Source organism: Actinophytocola sp., assembly GCF_049647105.1.
GTDB lineage: Bacteria > Actinomycetota > Actinomycetes > Mycobacteriales > Pseudonocardiaceae > Actinophytocola.
In genome coordinates this window covers 1-21,513 of sequence record NZ_JBARWZ010000127.1, presented here as the reverse complement: position 1 = coordinate 21,513, position 21,513 = coordinate 1, and the positions used below count along the sequence as shown (strand labels likewise).

Below are 21,513 nucleotides of genomic sequence, written 5' to 3'. Positions count from 1 at the left end.
TCCGCGAACTGCTCGCCGCGGGCTGAGCCCGCTCCTACCCCGGCGGCCGCCCCGGGGAGTCCCGGGGCGGCCGCAGAACGCTTACAGGCGAACGACCATCTTGCCGGTGTTCTCGCCGCGCAGCATGCCGAGGAACGCGGCCGGTGCGTTGTCGAGCCCGTCGGCGAACGTCTCCTCCGCCACCAGCTTGCCGTCGGCCAGCCACTGCCCGACCTCCTTGGCCATGGCGCCGAACCGGTCGTTGTGGTCGAGGACGATGAACCCCCGCAGCGTCAACCGCTTACCCACCAACAGGTACAGGTTGCGCGGCCCGGGCGGCAGCTCCTTCTCGTTGTACATCGAGATCGAACCGCAGGCCGCGACCCGCCCGTCGCGGCGCAGCGAGTCGATGGCCGCCTCCAGGTGGTCGCCGCCGACATTGTCGAAGTACACGTCGATGCCATCGGGCGCGGCCCGCGTCAGCAGCTCCCGGACATCCCCTTCGCGGTAGTTGAACGCCGCGTCGAAGCCCAGCTTGTTCTTCAGGTGCGCGACCTTGTCGGCCGACCCGGCACTGCCGATCACCCGGCCCGCACCCTTCAGCCGTGCGAACTGTCCCACCAGGCTGCCGACCGCGCCGGCGGCGCCGGACACGAACACCGTTTCGCCCGGCTTGAACTCCGCGATGTCGAGCAATCCGACGTACGCGGTCAGCGCGGGCATCCCCAGCGCGCCGAGGAAGTGCGACGGCGACACGCCGTCGACCGGCGTCAGCGGCGTGTACTGCGACACCAGTGCGTGCGACCGCCAGCCGGCGTTGTGCAGCACCAGGTCACCTGGCGTCACACCGTCCACACCGGACTCGACGACCTCGCCGACGGCGCCGCCCTCGAGTGCCTTGCCTACCTCGTAGGGTGGCACGTAGGACTTCGCGTCGTTCATCCGGCCGCGCATGTACGGGTCGACGGACATGAACGTGTTGCGCACCAGCAGTTCCCCGGCCGAGGGCGAGGCGAGCTCGACGTCCGCGAACGCGAAGTTGTCGTCGGTCGGCCAGCCGGTGGGGCGGGACGCGAGGCGGATCTCCCGTGCGGTGACAGACATCAGGCCACCCGCAGGTTCACGTCGATGTTGCCGCGGGTCGCGTTGGAGTACGGGCACATCTGGTGCGCGGCGTCGACCAGCTTGCGGGCGGCCTCCCCCTCGATGCCCGGCAGCGACACGAGCAGGTCTACGGCCAGGCCGTAGGTCTCGTTTTCCTTGCCGATGGTGACCTCCGCGGTGACCGACGAGTCGCGCACCGACACCTTCTCCCGCCGTGCGACCCCCTGCAGCGCGCTGTGGAAGCACGCCGCGTAGCCCGCGGCGAACAGCTGCTCGGGGTTGGTGCCCTCGCCGCCGGGACCGCCCATCTCCTTCGGGATGGACAGGTCGTGGTCGAGCACGCTGTCCGGGGACGCGACGTGGCCGTTGCGGCCCGCCCCGGTGGAGGTGGCTTTCGCCGTGTAGAGCGCGTTCACGATGTTGTTCCCCTTCTGGTTCAGTCCTGCTGTGCGGTGAGCTCTTCTGTCAGTCTTACGAGGTTCTCCCGCAGGTCCTCGAGGTCCTTCAGTGTCATGCCGGTCGCGCCGGAGAGCTTGCGGGGCAAGCCGGTCGCGCGGTCCCGCAGCGCGGCGCCTTCGCCGGTCAGGTGGATCCGGACCGCGCGCTCGTCCTCCGCGCATCGCTGCCTGCGCACGAGACCGGCCGTGTCGAGCCGTTTCAGCAGCGGGGACAGGGTGCCCGAGTCGAGGTCCAGTGCCTGGCCGAGGTCCTTGACCAGGACCGGGCCGCGCTCCCAGAGCACGATCATCACGAGGTACTGCGGGTAGGTCAGGCCGAGCGCGTCGAGCGCGGGCCGGTAGAGACTGGTGACCGCCCTGGATGCCGCGTACAGCGCGAAGCACACCTGCTTCTCGAGCTTCAGGTCATCGGCGGTCACTGCCTGTACGTTACGCACAATTCAGTTGTGCACAACTTAATGTGCCTGGCGTCACCCGGCTAATTGAGCAACGTGCCAACAAGCCATCTAGGCTGCCCGCATGCGTCGTTTCCGGTGGTGGTTGCCCGCGTTGCTCGTCGTGCTCTGGCTCGCCATCGGCGGGATCGGTGGACCGTTCGCGGGCAAGCTCTCCGAGGTGGCCACGAACGACAACGCCGCGTTCCTGCCCGAGTCCGCCGAGGCCACCGAGGTCGAGCACCTGCAGCGCCAGTTCAGCGACAAGCAGGTGTTTCCCGCGGTGGTCGTCGCGGAACGCGAGTCCGGCATCACCGAGGACGACCTGCGATTTCTCGCGGAACGGGGTGCCGCCCTCGCGCGGATCGACGGCGTGGCGGGGCAGTCGACGCCACCCGAGCGGTCCGACGACGGGCAGGCGGCGCAGTTCGTCGTGCCGATCTCCGGCGACGGCGGCGAACCCGACAAGGTCGTGACCGAGGTCCGCGCCGAGCTGGCGAAGGGCGTGCCGGACGGGCTGACCGTGCTGGTCACCGGACCCGCGGGCCAGATCGCCGACCTCGTCGTCGCGTTCGGCGGCATCGACGGCCTGCTGCTGCTCGTGGCGGGCCTGGTCGTCGTGGTGATCCTCGTCATCGTGTACCGCAGCCCGCTGTTGCCGCTGCTCGTGCTGGTCTCCGCGGTGTTCGCGCTCGGCGTCGCCGCGTTCGTCGTTTACCAGCTGGCCGACCACGACGTGCTGAAGCTCAACGGCCAGAGCCAGGGCATCCTGTTCATTCTCGTCTTCGGTGCGGCCACCGACTACGCGCTGCTGATGGTGGCCCGGTTCCGTGAGGAGCTGCGCGACACGGAGGACCGGTTCACCGCCATCCGCACGGCGTGGCGCGCGACGGTCGAGCCGATCGCCGCGTCCGCGGGCACGGTCGTGCTCGGCCTCCTGTGCCTGCTGTTCAGTGACCTGCGTTCCAACCAAGGCCTCGGGCCCGTCGCCGCGATCGGCATCGGCGCCGCGCTGCTCGCGTCGCTCACGTTCCTGCCAGCGGCGCTCGCGCTCGCCGGCAGGGCCGCGTTCTGGCCGTTCCTCCCGAAGCACGGCTCGGAGAAGCCGGAGCACCGGGGCATGTGGGGCTGGATCGCGCGGCACGTCGGCGCGCGGCCGAGGCTGATCTGGATCGTGACGGCGCTCGTGCTGCTCGTCGGGGTCGCATTCGTGCCGCAGCTCAAGGCGAGCGGCACCGCCCAGTCCGACATCTTCCTGACCGAGGTGGACTCCGTGCGCGGGCAGGACATCCTGTCCGCGCACTTCCCCGGCGGGTCCGGGTCGCCGACGGTGATCATCGCGAACTCCGCGCAGGCACAGGAGGTCGCGGAGGCGGCCGATGTGGACGGTGTCGCGGATGTGTTGCCTGCCGGGGAGAAGAACGGCCTGACCATGCTGCAGGCGACCCTCGACGACGCGGCGGACTCCGAGGCCGCACTGTCCACTGTGGAACGCATGCGGGAGGCGGTGCACGCCGTGCCGGGCGCGGACGCCCACGTCGGCGGGCAGACGGCGATCCAGCTCGACGTGCAGACCGCGTCCCGCCACGACCGCACGCTGATCATCCCGATCGTGCTCGTGGTGATCTTCCTGGTGCTCGCGTTGTTGTTGCGGGCACTCGTGGCGCCACTGATGCTGATCGCGACCGTGGTGCTGTCGTTCGGGGCGACCATGGGCGTGTCCGCGCTGGTGTTCAACCACGTGTTCGGCTTCCCCGGCGCGGACCCGGCGATCCCGTTGTTCGGGTTCATCTTCCTGGTGGCGCTGGGCATCGACTACAACATCTTCCTGATGACCCGCGTGCGGGAGGAGGCGCTGTTGACCGGCACTCGCAAGGGCACGCTGCGCGGCCTCGCGGTGACCGGCGGCGTGATCACCTCGGCCGGGGTCGTGCTGGCGGCGACGTTCGCCTCACTGTCGGTGATCCCGGTGCTGTTCCTGGCACAGATCGCCTTCATCGTGGCGTTCGGCGTACTGCTCGACACGATCATCGTGCGCTCACTACTGGTCCCCGCACTGACCATCGACATAGGCAAACGAACCTGGTGGCCAGCAAAACTAAGCCACCAAACCCCCCCAACCCCCTGACCCAAACCCCCAAACCCGCGAGTCCACGCTTCGGAACCCGCGAGTCCACGGTTCGGGACCCGCGAGTCTTCGGTTCGGGACTCGCGAGTCGGCGGTTCGGGACTCGCGAGTTTCCCTTTCGGGACCCGCGACTTGGCGAATCCTCTGTGGCTGTTGGGCGCGAACCGCAAACTCAGAGGTCGTAGGAGTTGAACTCGCGGGTCCGGAACGGCGGACTCGCGAGTCCTGAACCGTGGACTCGCGGGTTCTGAACCGTGGACTCGCGGGGTTAGCCTGCTTTGGTGGTGGTTGGGTTTAGGAGGGTTTCCGCGAAGGTGCGCCATGCTTCGGCGCATTCGATGGCCAGCCTTGCCACCGTGTCGCGCCAGTGCGGGGGGACGTTCGCCGCGATCGCCGCCCACTGCTGAGGCGTCACCGACCTCGCCTCCAGCAGGCGCAGCAGCGCGCGGCCGGTCTCCGAGAACCGCAGGGTCGGGTCGGAACGCAGCCGCACCACCAGCGCCGCCGAGTCCGGGCTTGGCGCGGGGCCGGCCTCCGCCAGCTTCCTGCGCACCGACCGCGCGGTCTCCGGTGAGATGCCTGCCCGCCGCGCGACCTCCCGCAACGACAGGTCCGGCTCGGTCATCAGGATCGCCCGTGCCACCCGCCGCCGCTCCAGGCTGTTGACGGGTCGCAGCTTGCCGTCGTTCCCCAGCCGCACCTCCGGCGCGGACTCCGGGAGCGCTCGGCGGAGCCTCGCGACAGTCGCCGCCGACAACCCGGCCACGGTGGCGATCATGCGGTCCGACCAGTGGGCGTGTGACGCGATGATGCGCGTGGCTGCCGCTTTCCGGTCGGCAAGTGACAGCGGCAGACCGTGTGTCACGTTCGAGCGCACGGCCAGCACGAAAGCGTCGTCGTCAGCGCCGTCGAAGTACCGGACCGCGATCCGCTCGTCGCCACGGAGACGGGCCGCGCGCAGACGGTGCATGCCGTCCACGACCCGCATGTCATCGCGGCGGACGATGATCGGCGGCAGTTCGCCGATGGTCTCGGCCAGCGTCCGGACGTGCTCGAGGTTCTCCCCGCCCTGTCTCGGCGAATGGCCCCCGCGCACCTCCGACACGGCGACTGTGGTGACAGGACCGTCGACGTCGAACGGCATGTCGGCCCCCTGCGTACGGCGACCGGCTGGGCCGCGGTCGGACAACCATTCGTACCGTACGACGTTTCCAGCCGGGGGACCTTGTGACCAGTGACGGATTCACGGAACGGGCGGGAAGAGTTACCACCGTCCTCGCATGCGCTGACTTTCGTGCGACGACCTGCTGAAACAGCTCGAAATCGCCCATTTGCACTCGCTGGACCAGGTGAGCCCAAACAGCTCCGACGTGGGCCAAGTCACGGTCCGGGTACAGGCGTTCTCCAACGTGCGTCCAGCACGCCACGTGTGGCCGGTCAGGTCAGGGACGGCAGGTTGTCTGCGCTCGCTACCGGGTGGCCGGGGCGCAGGGTCTTCGCGAGCGAGCAGACGGCCAGCAGGCGCACGTGGAACCAGCTCGCGGTGCGCCAGTCGGCGGCGTCGGTGGGGATGTGGAGCGCGAGACCGCGTTCGCGCAGATGGTCCTGAATGCCCTGCGCGTAGCCCGCCAGCAACACCGCTCCGGCCACGACCGCGCCGGACTCGATGCCGGTGGTCAGGATGTCGCGGACCGCCGCCGCGTGCTGGTCCACCACTGCCGCCAGGCCGGGAACCGTCGCCGCGGCCACCAGTCCTGCCGTGCCGACCTGGTCGTGCAGCCGGTCGAGTGCCCGTCGCGCGGACCGTTCGAGGCGTCGGGCCCCCATGAGTACCACCCACCAAGATTCGAAACCTCCAGCGTGTTTATCACGCCGAGTAGCCGCAACGATTGTGGAAGTGGTCCGGACCACACCATGGCACCAGTAGGGTTCCAGCGCATGAAGCTTCTGCGAGGGATCGTCGTCATGGCCGTCGGCCTGTCCGGGCTCGCCGCGCCCGTGTCCGTGGCCGCCGCCGAGCCTGTCGCCGCGCCGGTCAAGCACTGTGAGTTCATCCCGACGCCGGACAACCCGGCCGCCAAGCCCGTGCACCCGCCGAGGCCGACGGCGTCGACGCGCGGCACGGCCACGGTCTACCTGCAGACGAACTACGGCCCGGTGGTCATCGACCTGGACCGGGGGAACGCGTCCTGCGCGGTGCACAACTTCACGCACCTCGTGCGCAGCCTGTTCTACAACGCGACGCAGTGCTTCCGGCTCACGAACTCCGCGCGCCTGGGCGTACTCCAGTGCGGTGACATCTATCGCGCGGAGGAAGGCGGGCCCGGCTATCGGTTCGCCGACGAGGTGACCGGCGCCGAGACATATCCGCGTGGCACGGTCGCGATGGGCAACCAGGGGCCTGGCACGAATGGCAGCGAGTTCTTCATCGTGCACTCACACGCGAACATCGCACCCGCGTACTCGGTGCTCGGCCACGTGACGCACGGCATGGAGACGTTGGATCGCATCGTCGCCGCCGGCATTGCCGACGGCGCGACGGACGGACTGCCGAAGTACCCCGTGCGGATCTACTTCGCATTCCAGCTGCGGTGAACGCGAATGGGAAAAACGAAATTGTCGGTAGGCTCGTCCGTTTTCCCAGGTCGCGGGATCGAGATGCACATCACATTGACGTGAATCCGGTATTGCGCAAGAAGTCGGCCATCGATTAGCTGGCGCGCCGCGGTTCGGGAAGGTGTGCCGCGTACTGTTCGGCCTCGTGCCGGTTCACGCTGACATCCAGCCACTCCCGGTGATTCCCGTCGTACACGGAGTAGGTCCAGATGCAGTCGTCGTTCACGTAGCCCGAAATCGCGCGGTGCGAGGGCTCGGACATCGCGGTCTCCTAAAGAATCGGGGGATGTGTGTTCATGATGCGACATTTGGAAGTCCGTACGCGAGTCATGTCACCCGGACGGCGGGCACCAGGATAACACCGTGACATTCCGTGTTCGCGAGTGTGGATGCAAGTGCGCGGGGCAATTGTCGAATCCAGCAAAATGACAGTGGCAATAGCCGACAAGATTCACAGGGAAAACTGGATCATAATGCGACCGGGGCTCCACCGGCATCTGACGGCTGCTTCTCCGGAGCCCGCCGTGCCATGGTCTGCGGGGCAAACCACGAGGCCACACCGCCGATGATCATGAGCGCGGTGATCCAGGAGCCGATGGGCAGACTGGCGGCCGGGATCACCGCGGTGGACCATGCTGGCATTTGCCACCGCCACGCGGCGGTCAGTGCCAGCACCGCGACGCTCGCAAGTCCGAGGGCTGGGACCGCGAGGTCGCCGATGACGTAGCGAAGTGGGCCGCCGTGCGCGGGGTCGACGTGCGCCGCTCTGGTGGTCGTCCCTTCGGGTGGGATCCATTTTAGAAGGTTTCACTTCGTCGACAGTGGGTACCCCGCTCGGTCAGCTACGTCTGTGCTCTGGTGGGGGACAGGCGTTTGCCCAGGTCGGAGGGGACGATATGACGTCGGCTCGTGCGGACGGCTCTGCTGGTCGGGTGGCGGAACCCGACGCCAAGACATTACGGCGGGCGATCTCCGCGTCCGCTATCGGCAATATGACCGAATGGTTCGACTACGGGGTCTACGCGTACACCGCCGTCTACATCGGTGACGCGTTCTTCCCCAGCGAGAACGAGACCGCGTCCACTCTGGGCAGTCTTCTCGTCTTCGCCGTGTCGTTCCTCATCCGGCCGCTCGGTGGGATGGTGTGGGGACCCCTCGGCGACCGGATCGGACGGCGGAAGGTCCTTGCCACCACGATCCTGCTCATGGCGGCCGCCACGTTCTGCGTCGGCATCCTGCCCGGGTACGTCACCCTCGGCATTCTCGCGCCGATCGGGCTCATCCTGCTCCGGATGATCCAGGGGTTCTCGACCGGCGGTGAGTACGGCGGTGCGGCCACCTTCATGGCCGAGTACGCGCCCGACCGGAAGCGGGGACGATACGGATCCTTCCTGGAGTTCGGGACGCTCGCCGGGTTCACGCTCGGTGCGACGCTCGTGCTGATCACCGAACTGCTCGTCGGGCCGGACAACATGGCCGACTGGGGCTGGCGTCTGCCGTTCCTCATCGCCGCGCCGATGGGGCTGATCGGGCTCTACCTGCGGAGCAGGCTAGAAGACACGCCCGTGTTCCTGGAGGCGGCGGCCGAGGGCAAGATCGACCGCGAGACCAAGTCGCACCTGCGTGATCTCGCGAAGTACTGGAAGCCGCTGGTCCTGCTGATGGGGCTCGTGGTCACGCTGAACATCGCCAACTACACGCTGCTCGCCTACATGCCGACGTACCTTGAGGGCGAGATCGGTCTCTCGTCGCGGGCGTCGCTCATTCTGATCATCATCGGGCAGACCGCGATGATGATCGTGGTGCCGTTCTCCGGTGCGCTGTCGGACCGGGTGGGCCGCAAGACGATGTGGTGGGTCAGCATCATCGGGTTGTTCGTGCTGTCGATACCGCTGTTCAAGCTGATGGGCGGCGGGTTCACGCAGGCCATCATCGCGTTCGCGGTCCTCGGACTCCTCTACGTGCCGCAGCTGTCGACGATCTCCGCAATGTTCCCCGCGATGTTCCCGACGAAGGTGCGGTACGCGGGCTTCGCCATCGCGTACAACGTGTCCACGTCGCTGTTCGGTGGCACCGCGCCGGCCGTGAACCAGGCGCTGATCAACTCCACCGGCGACAAGCTGATGCCCGCCTACTACCTGATGGCGGCGTGCGTCGTCGGTGCGATCGCGCTGTGGTTCGTGCCGGAGACGCGGGCGTGCTCGATCCGCGGTGACGGCATCCCCGGCATCGACACGCACCCGCAGTTGGAACCGGTGAAGGCCAAAGCCTCGGTTTGACCTGGAGCGCGCTCCACGTCGTAGCTTCGGGGTCATGGCACCAACTGACCAGCACAAGATCGGCTCGGGGTTCGGGGTCACCAGCACCGCGGCCGAGGTCGTCGACGGGATCGACCTGACCGGCAAGCTGGCGGTGGTCACCGGTGGGTACTCGGGGATCGGCATCGAGACGACGAAGGCGCTCGCGGACGCGGGCGCCTTCGTCGTCGTGCCTGCCCGGCGCACCGACACCGCGGCCGCCGCGCTCGCCGGCCTGTCCACTGTGGAGGTTGCCGCGCTCGACCTCGGGGATCTCGGCTCCGTGCGGCGGTTCGCCGACGACTTCCTCGCCTCCGGGCGGGCCATCGACATCGTCATCAACAGCGCCGGGGTGATGGCCTGCCCCGAGACGAGGATCGGGCCCGGGTGGGAGGCGCAGTTCGCCACCAACCACCTCGGACACTTCGCCCTGGTCAACCGCCTCTGGAGAGCGCTCTCCCCAGGTGCGCGCGTGGTCGCGGTGTCCTCCGCGGCGCACCGGTACTCGGGGATCCGGTGGGACGACGTGATGTTCGCCCGAGGCGGGTACGACAAGTGGCTCGCCTACGGGCAGAGCAAGACCGCGAACTCGCTGTTCGCCGTGCACCTCGACCGGCTCGCGCGGGACCAGGGCGTGTGCGCGTTCTCCCTGCACCCCGGCGGCATTCACACGCCGCTGCAGCGGCACCTCCCGCGCGCGGAGATGATCGCGCTCGGGATCTACGACGAGGACGGCAACGAGGTGCCCGGCCGGTTCAAGTCACCGGAACAGGGTGCCGCGACCCAGGTGTGGGCCGCCACCTCGCGGCAGCTCGCGGACTTCGGCGGCCTCTTCCTGGAGGACTGTGACGTCGCCGGTATCCGCGACAGCGACGAGCTGTCCGCCAAGGGTGTCTACTCGTACGCTGTGGACCCGGACGAGGCCGCCCGGCTGTGGGACCTCTCCGTCGAGCTGACCGGGGTGAACGCCTTCACACGCGGATGACGGCAAAGGTGTCCGGGGCGAGGGAAACGCTCTTGTCCCGGACCTCCGGCCGTCCGAAGAGGACCTCCGCGCCGTCGGTCTCGATCTCGGCGGTCGTCGTGCCCAGGTTGACCAGCACCCGAAGCGAGCCGCGGTGTAGTACGAGCGCACCGTCCTCGGTCTCAACGCGGTAGCGGTCCATGCGCGGGTCGGACAGCTCGGGATGCCTGCGGCGCAAGGCGATCAGCTCGCGGTAGGTGTCGTACACCGCCCGGTGCGCGGGGTCCGCCAGCTCGCCCCACGGCAGCGTCGACCGGACGACCGTCGCCACGTCCATCGGGTCCGGCACCTCCGACTCGCCCCAGCCGTGCTCCGCGAACTCCTTGCGGCGACCGTTGCGGACGGCGGCGGCCAGTTCCGGGTCCTCGAACGAGGCGAAGAACTGCCACGGTGCGGTCGTCGCCCACTCCTCACCCATGAACAGCATCGGCGTGTACGGCGAGGTCAGCACGATCGCGGCGCCGCACAGCTGCCGGGCAGGGGAGATCGTCGCGGTCAGGCGGTCGCCCTGCGCGCGGTTGCCGATCTGGTCGTGGTTCTGCAGGTAGGCGAGGAAACGGTGGCCGGAGATCCGGCTCGGGTCGAATGCGCGGCCGTGCGTGCGCTGCCGGAACGACGACCACGTGCCCGCGTGGAAGAACGCGTGGGAGAGCGTTCTCCCCAGCGCGTCCGGCGTGCCGAAATCCCGGTAGTAGCCGTCGATCTCGCCGGTCAGCGCCACGTGCAGGGCGTGGTGGAGGTCGTCGCACCACTGCGCGGTCAGGCCATAGCCGCCTGCGTCGCGGGACGTCACGAGCTTGACGTCGTTGAGGTCCGACTCGGCGATCAGCGTCAGCGGGCGGCGCACGGCCGCGGTCAGCGCGTCCACTTCGGACGCCAGCTCTTCGAGCAGGTGCGTGGCACCCTTGTCCACCAGGGCATGCACGGCGTCGAGGCGCAGGCCGTCGAGGTGGTAGTCGCGCAGCCAGCTCAGCGCGTTGTCGATGACGTACCGGCGGACCTCGTCGGAGAGCGCTCCATCGAGGTTGAGCGCCGGTCCCCAGATGGTGCGGCCCGCGAAGTACGGGCCGAAGCGGTCGAGGTAGGCGCCGGACGGGCCGAGGTGGTTGTACACGACGTCGAGCAGCACGCCGAGGCCGCGGTTGTGACAGGCGTCGACGAACCGCTTGAACGCCTCAGGGCCGCCGTACGGATCGTGCACCGCGCCCCACGCCACACCGTCGTAGCCCCAGCCCTCGGTGCCGTCGAACGCGTTGACCGGCAACACTTCCACGAAGTCGACACCGAGTTCGACGAGGTGGTCGAGGTGGTCGAGCGCGGCGCTGAACGTGCCCTGCTCGGTGAACGTGCCGACGTGCAGTTCGTAGACGACGCCGCCCGCGAGCGCGCGACCCGTCCAGTCGGCGTCGGTCCAGGCGAACGCGTCGTGCGTGTAGCGGCGCGACGGGCCGTGCACCCCGGCGGGCTGCCAGGCCGAACGCGGGTCGGGGAGCGGGGTCTCGTCGTCGTCGAGCAGGAACGCGTAGTCGGTGCCGTCCTCGGCGCCGGGGACGTCGGCGTGCCACCAGCCCCGGTCGTCGCGGGTCATGTCGTGGACGGATGGGCCGAGCGTGAGCCGGACCCGGTCGCGCTCGGGGGCCCAGACGGAGAAGTCGCTCACCGGTTTCCTCGCAGTAGCAGGGCGACGGGGTAGGGGGACAGGAGGTCGCCGAGGAGCGCGCACCGTGGCTCCTGACCGGTGTCGACCAGGTTGCCGGTGAGCAGGTCGACCCAGTTGCCAGGGCCGCCGGGGAGCGGGAGAACCGTGTCGCCCCAACCGTTTCGTGCCAGCTTCACCGGCAGGCGGGTGGCCACGACGACCAGTTCGGGGGCGCGGGCGAACGCGAACGCGTGGTCGGCGGCCGGGCCCTGCGCCTCGAGCGGGCGGTAGCCGGTGAACAGGTCGGGGCGGTCGCGGCGCAGGCGCAGCACCTGGCGGACGACGTGCAGTTTGACGGCCCCGGTGTCGTCGATGCCGGGGAGCCAGCCGTCCTCGAGGCGGCTCAGGAAACGTTGCCGCTCGGCGAAGTCGACCGGGCGCCGGTTGTCGGGGTCCACAAGGGACAGATCGAACAGGTCGGTGCCCTGGTAGACGTCCGGCACGCCCGGCCCGGCCAACTGGACGATCTTCTGACCGAGCGCGTTGGACCAGCCTGGCCCGGCGATGCGCTCGACGAACGCGTCGATTTCCGCGCCGAGACCGGTGATGACCTTGTCGGGCCATGCGTTGACGGCGGCTTCGAAGTCCTCGTCGTGGTCGACCCAGGTGGTGCGGACCTTGGCTTCCTTGGCGGCCTTGTCGAGGTAGCCGCGGAGGCGGTCGGCGCTGATCGGCCAGGCGCCGACGAGCGACTGCCATGCGAGGTTGTTCAGCGTCGGCTCGTCGATGCCGTGTTCGCGCGACCACCGTTGGACAGTCCCGGCCCATTCGCCGGGGATCTCGGAGAGCACGGCGAGCCGGGCCCTGACGTCCTCCGCGCGTTTGGTGTCGTGAGTGGACAGTGTGGTCATGGTGCGCGGCCACCCGGCAGCGCGGGCGGTGGCGCGGGTGTGGAACTCGGCGGGCGTGACACCGAACCGGTCGGGCGCGCCGCCGACCTCGTTGAGCGCGACGAAACGGGTCCACCGGTAGAACGCCGTGTCCTCGACGCCCTTCGCGACGACCATGCCGGAGGTCTGCTGGACGCGGGTGGCCAGTTCGCCACGCGGGTCCTTGCGGACGGCGTCGTCGACGATGTCGATGTCGGCGGCGAGGTGCGGGTTGGCCGCCCTGGCGGTGGTGATGGCCGAGGTCCAGTGGTCGAGGCCCTCGGGGAGGTAGGACCGGTAGACGGGGAACGCGATCATGATCTCGGCGACGGCCTCGGGCGCGACGTTCGCGAGCGCGGCGATGCGGCGCATCTCGGCGAGGAGGGAGGTGCGGGTGATGAGGCGCCTGCACTCGGTCTCGACCTCGTGGAGGCTCGGCCTCCGGCCCCCGGTTTCCACGCTACCGGAAGGGACCGACGATGCCGGGGAGTTGTCCACAGGCCCGGCGTCGACGACGGGGTTGTCCACAGTTGCGTTTTCGGCGGCCGGGTTCTGTCGGTGTTCGCCGGTACGCTGGATTTCGGGGGGCCGGAGGCCACGGTCCGCGGCGAGGGCGGCTTCTTGTGCGGCGTTGTCCACAGGTGTGGCTTTGGCGGCCGGGTTCTGTCGGTGGTCGCCGGTAGGCTGGTTGTCGGGGGGCCGGAGGCCGCCCGCCAGCGCGGTCAACGGCGCCTCGCCATCGGGGTCGACGAAGACGCCGCAGATCTCGCGTAGTGCGTCGTAACCCGTCGTGCCGTCGACCGGCCAGGACGCGGGCAGCGCCTCGTCCGCCGCCAGGATCTTCTCCACCACCAGCCATGCGTCCGGTGCCTCCGCGCGCAGCCTGCGCATGTACGCGCCCGGGTCCGCGAGGCCGTCGGGGTGGTCCACCCGCAGCCCCGCCACCTCGCCGGCCCGCACCCACCGCAGCACCTCGCCGTGCGTGGCCTCGAACACCGCCGGGTCCTCCACCCGCACCCCGGCGAGCGACGTGATGTCGAAGAACCGCCGGTACGTCAGCTCCGTGTTGCCACGCCGGAAGTGCACCAGCCGGTAGTGCTGCCGCTCGTGCACCTCCTGCGGCGTGCCGCCCTCGGTGCCCGGCGCCAGCGGGAACTCGTGCTCGAAGTACACGAGCCTGCCTTGCCGCACCGCCAGGTCCGCCAGGGAGTCCGAGCCCAGGATCGGCAACAGGATCGGCCCACGGGACCAGTCCACGTCGAAGTACGTCGCGTACGGGGAGTCCTGCCCGTTGCGCAGCACGTCCCACCACCACGGGTTCGCCGACGGCACCTCCACCGACATGTGGTTCGGCACGATGTCGACCACCACGTCGAGACCGGCCGCCTTCGCCGCCGACACCAGGCGACGCCGTGCCTCCTCGCCGCCCAGCTCGGCCGACGTGCGCGTCGGGTCGACCACGTCGTAGCCGTGCGTCGAGCCCGGCGACGCGGTCAGCAGCGGCGACGTGTACACCGCGCCGACACCCATGCGTGCCAGGTAGTCCACAATGGACACCGCGTCGTCCAGTGTGAACGCGGGGCTGATCTGCAGGCGGTAGGTCGACGTGATCACTCGTTCGCCCCGGTGCGCTGCAGCACGATCAGGGACCGCGCGGGCACCGGCAACACCGTGCCGGCAGCCAGCTCACGGCCGTCGGACGGGCCGCCGCCGTTGGGTTCGAGTACCTCGCCGGTGAACGTGTCCAGCACGACCGACCACCTGGTGCCGTAGTTGCCGTTCGGCAGCGTCATCTCGATCTCGTCGTCGTGCGCGTTGAAGCACATCAGGAACGAGTCGTCCGTGACCCGCTCGCCGCGGCGGTCAAGGTCGGGGATGCCATGGCCGTTCAGGAACACCATGATCGACCGGCCGAAGCCCGACTCCCAGTCCCGGTCGGACATCTCCTCACCCGTCGGGGTGAACCACGCGATGTCCCGCAGTTCCTCGCCCTTGCGGATCGGCCCGCCCGCGAAGAACTTCCTGCGCCGGAACACCGGGTGGCTGTGCCGCAGGTCCACCACCGCCGAGGTGAAGTCGACCAGGTCGCCGTTGCGCTCCAGCAGCGACCAGTCCACCCAGGACAGTTCGTTGTCCTGGCAGTAGGCGTTGTTGTTGCCGTTCTGCGTCCGGCCCATCTCGTCGCCGTGCAGCAGCATCGGCACGCCCTGGGACAACAACAGCGTCGTCATCAGGTTCCTGCGCTGCCGCGCACGCAGCTCGTTGACCTTGTCGTCGTCCGTGGGGCCCTCGGTGCCGTGGTTCCACGACCGGTTGTCGTTGGCGCCGTCCCGGTTGTCCTCGCCGTTCGCGGCGTTGTGTTTGTCGTTGTAGGTCACCAGATCGTTGAGCGTGAAGCCGTCGTGCGCGGTCACGAAGTTGATCGAAGCGTACGGGCGGCGGCCGTCGTTCTGGTACAGGTCGGAGGAACCGGTGATGCGTGACGCGAACTCGCCGAGCGTCGCTGGCTCGCCGCGCCAGAAATCCCTGACCGTGTCGCGGAACTGACCGTTCCACTCCGTCCACAGTGGAGGGAAATTGCCGACCTGGTACCCGCCGGGGCCGACGTCCCATGGCTCCGCGATCAGCTTGACCTGACTGATCACCGGGTCCTGCTGCACAAGGTCGAAGAACGTGGAGAGACGGTCCACGTCGTAGAACTCCCGGGCCAGCGTCGCGGCGAGGTCGAAGCGGAAGCCGTCCACGTGCATCTCGTTCACCCAGTACCGCAGCGAGTCCATGATCAGCTGCAGTGTGTGCGGGCTGCGCACGTTCAGCGAGTTGCCGGTGCCCGTGTAGTCCATGTAGTACCGCTTGTCGTCCTCGACGAGCCGGTAGTACGCCTCGTTGTCGATGCCGCGCATGGACAACGTCGGGCCGAGCTGGTTGCCCTCCGCGGTGTGGTTGTAGACCACGTCGAGGATGACCTCGATGCCCGCCTCGTGCAGGGCGCGGACCATGGCCTTGAACTCCTGGACCTGGTTGCCCGCCTCGGAGTGCGTCGCGTAGTCGTCATGTGGCGCGAAGTAGGCGATCGTGTTGTAGCCCCAGTAGTTCCGCAGCCCCTTCTCGATCAGCCCGTGGTCGTGCAGGAACTGGTGGACCGGCATCAGCTCGACCGCGGTCACGCCGAGCGTGTTCAGGTAGTCGATCATCACCGGGTGCGCGAGCCCGGCGTACGTGCCGCGCAGCTCCTCCGGGATGCCCGGGTGCAGCATGGTCAGGCCGCGCACGTGCGCCTCGTAGATGACGGTCTCGTTGTACGGGATGTTCGGCGGCCGGTCGTTGGCCCAGTCAAAGAACGGGTTGACCACCACCGCGAGCATCGTGTGCCCGGCCGAGTCCTCGTCGTTGCGGCTTTCCGGCTCACCGAAGTTGTAGCCGAACACGGCCTGGTCCCAGGCGACCTGCCCGGTGACGGCCTTCGCGTACGGGTCGAGCAGCAGCTTGTTCGGGTTGCACCGCTGGCCCTGCGCCGGGTCGTGCGGGCCGTGGACCCGGTAGCCGTACCGCTGCCCGGGGGTGACGTTCAGCAGGTAGCCATGGTGGACGAAACCGTCGATCTCGGGTAGACGGACGCGGGTCTCGTTGCCACTCTCGTCGAACATGCACAGCTCGACCCGCTCCGCGACCTCCGAGAACACTGCGAAGTTGGTGCCCGCACCGTCATAAGTGGCGCCGAGCGGGTAGGGGGAACCTGGCCAGGGCTGCACGCGTGCTCCTCACGAGAACGGGTTGATCTGTGCGCCTACCACCGTAGAGCGCTGGGGTCGGACAACGGACGGTCAGATGGGTGATACCCCGCCAGGGCGTGCGTCACGCAGTGCATCGACAGCCGCGTGCAGTGTCGGGTCGGCCAGCAGGTCGTCGATCTCCATGGGAAGCGGTATTCGCCAGTTCGGGTACTCGTCGACGGTGCCGGGCAGGTTGGGTTGACGTGGCTCGCCGAGGGCGTCCTGCGGTGATGTGAGCAGGAGGCGGCTCGCGGCGGTCGCCAGTAGACGGTGCAGAGCGACGACCAGATCATCCTCGGAGGCGTCCTCGGGCAGCAGACCGTGGGCGTCGAGTGTGGCGAGCATCTCCTGCTTCGCCGCCTCGGCGCGGGCGTACTCGCCGTCCGGGTCACCGAGGTGGCCAAGCTCGGCACGGATCCGCACGTTCTCGTGGCGCAGGAAGCCGGTGGTGGTGGGCAGGTCGTGGGTGGAGATGCTGGCCATCGCGTCGGCAGGCCAGCGCTTCGGCGGCAGCAGTGGCGCGCCGCCGGCTTCCGTGCCCGCGTCGTAGTCGCGTTCGAAGTACAGGACCGACGAGCTGAGCACGCCTCGGTCGTGCATGGCGTCGGTGACCTCGTCGGGGACCGTGCCGAGATCCTCGCCGACCACCATCGCGCCGGCCAGGTGCGCCTCGAGGGCCAGGATGCCGAGCATGGCCTCGCCGTCGTAGTAGACGTACGTGCCCTCGCTCGCGGGACGGCCCGGCGGGATCCACCACAGGCGGAACAGGCCCGCGATGTGGTCGATCCTGATGCCGTCGGCGTGCCGAAGGACGCTGCGGATCACGTCGCGGAACGGCCGGTAGCCCAGGCTCGCGAGCCGGTCCGGGCGCCACGGCGGCACGTTCCAGTCCTGCCCCTGCTGGCTGAACGCGTCGGGCGGGGCGCCGACCGTGACGTCCGAGGCCAGCACGTCCTGCAGCGCCCACGCGTCCGCGCCCGCCGGGTCAACGCCGACCGGCAGGTCGTGGACGATCTTCGCGGTGGTGGCCTGGCGGGCGTCGGTGAGCTGGCGTTCGCACAGCCGTTGCAGCCACGCGTGGAAGTCGACGCGGCCGGCCAGCTCCGCGCGGGCCCGCTCGACGGCCGGGTGGCCGGGGCGGCGCAGGTCGGCGGGCCACGTGCGCCAGTCGGGGCCGTGGCGTTCTGTGAGGGCGCAGAACGTGGCGAAGTCCCGCAGGTCCTGTGGCATGTCTTCGGTCGTGCCCGGCCACAGCAGCTCCAGGGCGCGGAGCTTGGCGGTCCACACGGCGTCGTAGTCGATCAGTTCCGGGTGCGCGGGCGGGGCGAGGCGGGTCACGGCCTCTCGCGTGGCCGGGTCGGCAAGGCGGAACTCGTCGGTCTCGGTGATGCGCAGGTAGAGCGGGTTGGCGAAGCGGCGGCTCGACGGCGAGTACGGGGAGCGCTGGACCGGCAGGGCGGGCGTGATGGCCTGGACCGGGTTGACGAGGACCACGCCCGCGCCGGACTTGCTCGCGAAGTCGCGCAGGTCGGCGTAGTCGCCGATGCCCCACGAGCCTGGCGAGCGGAGCGCGTACAGCTGGAGCATCCAGCCCCAGGCCGGCTCGACCGGCGGCAGGCGACGCGGCGTGACGATCAGATCCTGGCCGTCATCGAGCCGGTGATACCCGAGCGGGGGAGTGTCCGGGCCCTCGCGGACGACTTTCACCTTGGGGGGTGGCGGAGTGTGCTCGTCCACCCCCATCTCGGTGAGTACGGCGCGCACGACGTCATCCGCCACCTCGACCCGGTGGCGGTCGGCGTTCTCATACCAGGTGGCAACTCCGTGCGCGCGGGCGAGCGCACTCAGCTGATGATCCATCCGGTAAGGATGTCAGTGCATGCGTGGTTTCGGCACGAGTTGCAGGCTGTCGCGGGCGGTGGTCAGCGCCAGCCTGGCGTGCACGGTGTCGCCGTGCCCGAGGCTGATGCGGGCGTCCCGCACCTGTCGCACGGCCTGTGCGATCCGGCAGGTGTCGCCGGCGGCCGCGGTCCACGCGAGCGCGGCCCGCAGAACATCGTCGAGGCGGGCAAGGTCGGCATCACCGCTGTTGAGGCCGGTGAGGACCGTGTCCACGGCGTGGCGCAGGCGCCCGCCGGGGACGGTCGCAGGCCGTTTCCGGACCGGGGGAGCGTGTCTTGGGGACTGCTGCACGGACAACTGTTGATTGGTCACCGCGACCCTCCAGCTAGTTCAGGTAACGCCGACAGGGCCCCTTCAGTCCCGCGACGACCCCTGAATGCCCTGATCCTCGCATCCTTGTACCCAAGAACCCAGGTCTGAACCCGAAGGATTGACGAGAGACACACAGAGTTAACGCACTTCACCCCGCGCGTCGCCCTCCCGGACACCGCGGGGTCTGGCTGGCTTCAGGGTGTGGCGCGGGACAGGTGTCGTGCGCAGGCGGCCGAGGGCCGACAGCAGTGTCGGCAGCTCGCGAAACGCGAACAGGCCCGGCACGTACGGGAACGTCGCCTCACCGACCGCGGTCGCCGACTCGAGTACCTCGCCCGTCGCGATGTCGACGGTCACCACGGCCGCCGCGACCCGAGGAGAGTCGACGGCATACGCCACGTCCAGACCCGCCGCCGTGCGGGGCGAGAAGTCCGGTGGCGGTGTGCGGACCACCGACCGCGCCAGCGCCGACTGCAACGCGACGGCCTCCTCGACCGTGGACGGAACCAGCACCGCGCGACGATATCGGGCCGGACGCCGCGTCAGATTTGGGCGGACACCGGCCTGCCTCGCGCGGCCATCCTCGGCCCGGTCCTCGGCGCCTTCGTCAACAGGCGGCGCAGCAGCGAGGGGCGGCGCCGGACCTGCGCACGCGTGGCCGCGGCGTCGGCCCGCTCCATGCGGTAGCTGATCTCGGCCTTGACGGCTTCCTGGGTGATGAACATTTCGCTTCTCCTTGTTTCGGTGACAAGGAGAAGATTCGTCCTGAGGCCCTGGTCCTGGCATCGGGCGATCACGCACCAACGGCCCTTACCCGGGCCACTGAGGGGCCTTCGATCCCCTCAGTAAGGGGTCAGATCCCGGGTAGGGCCAGCCAGTCCTGCCAACTGAGGTCCCGGCCGGGGTACCTGGGCCTCTCGAACGGCCAGACCCGCGCGATCCACCGCGGCACCAGCAGGTCGAGCGCGTCATCGAGCTGCGTGCCGACCTTGTCGTCGACCACCCACCAGCTGATCTCCGCGTCCGCCCCGGTTCGCTCCGGCGGGTCGATGTAGACGCACCCGAACAGCGCCGTCTCGTCGAGGTTCAGCAGCGCGTAGTTGAACGATTGGTGCGCCTCGATCTCGCGTTCGTGCCTGGCGAGGTCCGCGCGGTCCTCGTCTTCCGTCATCGTGCTGGGCGGCCAGCCCCACGCCGGGCCGAAGATGCTCCACAGCCGTTCCTGCGAGCCCATCACGGCCGGGTAGTCGATCTCGGTGTCCGACGCCCGGATCGGCCGCAGGTGGAAGCCGTCGAACACGGGCACACAGGTGGGGTGCGAGAAGTCGTCGGGCAGCCAGGCCATGGCGGTCACCGTACCCGCGCGAGCCGCGCCCGGCGGGCACCTTTCCGGCCCTGTCACCCGAAGCGTCCATCGCTCGCGGTCGCCGCCCGGCTCGCGGCGGCGACGGGTACGGCACACGGCCGCGTCTAGACGACCTCGAGGATCCGCTCGAGGTCGGCCCGTGTGGGCCGGTGGGACAGCAGGTGCCGCACGTTGCGCTCGGCGAAGTCGTCCGGCTCGTCGAGCGCGCCGTGGAGCTGCCCGGACAGGTAGTTCGCGTGGGCGGTGATCCCGCCGAGGAACGACGTCAGGTCCAGCGGCGGCACCGTGCCAGCCCGCGCGTGGTAGCCCTCGACCAGGGCCCGGGCCCCGGCGGGTGTTCACCGCACCGCCGGGGTCGATGGTCCAGTTCATCAGCGCCTCGGCCAGCTCCCACGCTGGCGGCTGGCCGCCGGCGTGCTCCCAGCCCACGACGACGAGCCGTCCTTCCGCGCCCCGCCGCACGTTGCCAGGGCCGAGGCTGTTGTGGCTCAGCACCGGTGCCGGGACGGGCGCGTCCCGCCCGATCGCGTCCAGCTCCAGCAACGTCGGCACCGCCTCGGACAGCGCCTCCGCACACGGGGTGTGGCGCGCCATCGCCGCCAGCTCGGGCCAGCCCGCGTCGGAGAAGCGGTACCGGTGCCACGGGCTGACACGGTTGACCCGCAGCGCGAGCCCGTGGATCGTCGCGAGCAGGCCACCGACCTCGTGGGTGACGGCGGAACCGGCGGGTGCGGCCAGCGGTGGTCCCGAATGACGCCACTCGCAGACCCGCCAGAGGTGGCCGTCGACCTTCTCGACGAGATCACCGGCCAGGCCGCGGACGGGTACCGGCAGCAGTACTCCCGCCGCCGCGGCGGCGAGTTGCAGCGCCACGTCGGTCTCGTCGGAGACGATCGGCGCCCACGTGTCGACCGTGCGCACCGCCCACCGTCCTCGGGCGGTGGACAGCGACCACCGGCGGCCCATGTCGTCGGGGCGGGCGACCGACCGCAGCGGCCCGGTCACCTCGCCGAGGCCGTACCGGTCGGCGAGCGTCCGTGCCAGCGCGGGGTCGGCGATCTCTGCGCTCCCCTGCATGCGCTGGACCTCGGCCTTGAGATCTGCCCAGGTGCCGAAGCCGTACTGCCGGGCCAGCGCGACCTGCGCACCGGCCAGCGACGTGGCCGGGTCGATGTCCCGCAGGCCGGCGAGAAGGTCCTTGGCCTGCCTGCGCAGGTGGTCCAGGTTGGGATTGTCGGGAAGGATCTTCACGGGCACACCTCACTCGTCGGTTCGTCAACGAGGGTGGCTTCGAGCCTTCCGGCGAAATCGCGGCGCGATCCCTGACGCGCCCCACCAGCATAACCCGCGAGTCCAACTCGCGGGTCCAACTCGCGGGTCCCGAACCGTGGACTCGCGGGTCCAACTCGCGGGTCCCGAACCGAAGACTCGCGGGTCCCGAACCGTGGACTCGCGGGTTCTGAACCGTGGACTCGCGGGTTCTGAACCGTGGACTCGCGGGTTCTGAACCGTGGACTCGCGGGTTTTAGTACTCGTCGTGGAAGCGGAGGTC

Annotated in this window: 18 protein-coding genes; 4 read left to right on the top strand and 14 right to left on the bottom strand. The window is 69.4% G+C overall.

From position 1 onward, the window contains the following. Positions 1-81: 81 nt before the first annotated feature. The 3 genes from WBA97_RS15705 to WBA97_RS15695 are packed head-to-tail and all read right to left on the bottom strand — an operon-like array spanning position 82 to position 1,960. Positions 82-1,083: an NADP-dependent oxidoreductase gene (locus WBA97_RS15705; protein ID WP_424231554.1), complete on the bottom strand. Its 1,002-nt coding sequence runs from the start codon at positions 1,081-1,083 to the stop codon at positions 82-84. Beyond that, the gene (locus WBA97_RS15700) at positions 1,083-1,502 is read right to left on the bottom strand and encodes an organic hydroperoxide resistance protein (RefSeq protein WP_424231553.1); all 420 of its coding nucleotides are present in this window, start codon (positions 1,500-1,502) and stop codon (positions 1,083-1,085) included. The genes WBA97_RS15705 and WBA97_RS15700 overlap by 1 nt, the downstream gene beginning before the upstream one ends. 17 nt (positions 1,503-1,519) lie before the next feature. Next, positions 1,520-1,960 carry a MarR family winged helix-turn-helix transcriptional regulator gene (locus WBA97_RS15695; RefSeq protein ID WP_424231548.1) on the bottom strand — a complete coding sequence of 147 codons (441 nt, stop codon included), beginning with the start codon at positions 1,958-1,960 and terminating at the stop codon, positions 1,520-1,522. 100 nt (positions 1,961-2,060) lie between these two features. On the opposite strand from WBA97_RS15695, the gene WBA97_RS15690 reads away from it, so the two are divergent. After that, positions 2,061-4,103: an MMPL family transporter gene (locus tag WBA97_RS15690; protein WP_424231547.1), complete on the top strand. Its 2,043-nt coding sequence runs from the start codon at positions 2,061-2,063 to the stop codon at positions 4,101-4,103. Between the two features lie 268 nt (positions 4,104-4,371). On the opposite strand, the gene WBA97_RS15685 is transcribed toward WBA97_RS15690, so the two are convergent. Continuing rightward, the gene (locus WBA97_RS15685) at positions 4,372-5,247 is read right to left on the bottom strand and encodes a ParB/RepB/Spo0J family partition protein (RefSeq protein WP_424231546.1); all 876 of its coding nucleotides are present in this window, start codon (positions 5,245-5,247) and stop codon (positions 4,372-4,374) included. A 293-nt stretch (positions 5,248-5,540) separates the two neighbouring features. Beyond that, complete coding sequence (locus tag WBA97_RS15680) at positions 5,541-5,930, bottom strand: DUF6401 family natural product biosynthesis protein (protein WP_424231545.1); 390 nt, start codon at positions 5,928-5,930, stop codon at positions 5,541-5,543. A gap of 111 nt (positions 5,931-6,041) precedes the next feature. Here WBA97_RS15680 and WBA97_RS15675 point away from each other — a divergent pair, with 111 nt between their 5' ends. Further along, complete coding sequence (locus tag WBA97_RS15675; RefSeq protein WP_424231544.1) at positions 6,042-6,698, top strand: peptidylprolyl isomerase; 657 nt, start codon at positions 6,042-6,044, stop codon at positions 6,696-6,698. A gap of 115 nt (positions 6,699-6,813) precedes the next feature. Here WBA97_RS15675 and WBA97_RS15670 read toward each other — a convergent pair whose 3' ends face one another. Next, positions 6,814-6,981 (bottom strand): hypothetical protein, encoded by a 168-nt coding sequence (locus WBA97_RS15670; RefSeq protein ID WP_424231543.1) that lies wholly within the window; start codon positions 6,979-6,981, stop codon positions 6,814-6,816. Between the two features lie 730 nt (positions 6,982-7,711). Between WBA97_RS15670 and WBA97_RS15665 the strand changes: the two genes are divergently transcribed. Both WBA97_RS15665 and WBA97_RS15660 read left to right on the top strand, forming a co-directional pair. Continuing rightward, positions 7,712-8,998: an MFS transporter gene (locus WBA97_RS15665; protein ID WP_424231542.1), complete on the top strand. Its 1,287-nt coding sequence runs from the start codon at positions 7,712-7,714 to the stop codon at positions 8,996-8,998. Positions 8,999-9,032: 34 nt separating this feature from the next. Continuing rightward, positions 9,033-10,001, top strand: a complete 969-nt coding sequence (locus WBA97_RS15660; RefSeq protein WP_424231541.1) for an SDR family NAD(P)-dependent oxidoreductase — start codon at positions 9,033-9,035, stop codon at positions 9,999-10,001. Here the strand turns inward: WBA97_RS15660 and treZ are convergent. From treZ to WBA97_RS15620, 8 genes are all read right to left on the bottom strand, one after another. Then, the gene (gene treZ, locus WBA97_RS15655; protein ID WP_424231539.1) at positions 9,988-11,700 is read right to left on the bottom strand and encodes a malto-oligosyltrehalose trehalohydrolase; all 1,713 of its coding nucleotides are present in this window, start codon (positions 11,698-11,700) and stop codon (positions 9,988-9,990) included. The genes WBA97_RS15660 and treZ overlap by 14 nt on opposite strands. Next, on the bottom strand, positions 11,697-14,222 hold the full coding sequence (locus tag WBA97_RS15650; protein WP_424231538.1) for an alpha-amylase family glycosyl hydrolase: 2,526 nt from the start codon (positions 14,220-14,222) through the stop codon (positions 11,697-11,699). Before WBA97_RS15650 ends, treZ begins: the two co-directional genes overlap by 4 nt. Beyond that, entirely contained in the window at positions 14,219-16,360 is a 2,142-nt protein-coding gene (gene glgX, locus WBA97_RS15645) for a glycogen debranching protein GlgX (protein ID WP_424231537.1), read from the bottom strand. Before glgX ends, WBA97_RS15650 begins: the two co-directional genes overlap by 4 nt. A 72-nt stretch (positions 16,361-16,432) precedes the next feature. After that, a complete protein-coding gene (malQ, locus tag WBA97_RS15640) occupies positions 16,433-18,241 on the bottom strand; it encodes a 4-alpha-glucanotransferase (RefSeq protein ID WP_424231536.1) in 1,809 nt (602 codons plus the stop codon). Between the two features lie 12 nt (positions 18,242-18,253). Then, complete coding sequence (locus tag WBA97_RS15635) at positions 18,254-18,595, bottom strand: hypothetical protein (protein ID WP_424231535.1); 342 nt, start codon at positions 18,593-18,595, stop codon at positions 18,254-18,256. A gap of 138 nt (positions 18,596-18,733) precedes the next feature. Beyond that, on the bottom strand, positions 18,734-19,108 hold the full coding sequence (locus WBA97_RS15630) for an endonuclease V (protein ID WP_424231534.1): 375 nt from the start codon (positions 19,106-19,108) through the stop codon (positions 18,734-18,736). A 29-nt stretch (positions 19,109-19,137) separates the two neighbouring features. Continuing rightward, a complete protein-coding gene (locus WBA97_RS15625) occupies positions 19,138-19,320 on the bottom strand; it encodes a hypothetical protein (protein ID WP_424231533.1) in 183 nt (60 codons plus the stop codon). Between the two features lie 128 nt (positions 19,321-19,448). Then, positions 19,449-21,212: a hypothetical protein gene (locus tag WBA97_RS15620; protein ID WP_424231532.1), complete on the bottom strand. Its 1,764-nt coding sequence runs from the start codon at positions 21,210-21,212 to the stop codon at positions 19,449-19,451. Between the last annotated feature and the right edge of the window lie 301 nt (positions 21,213-21,513).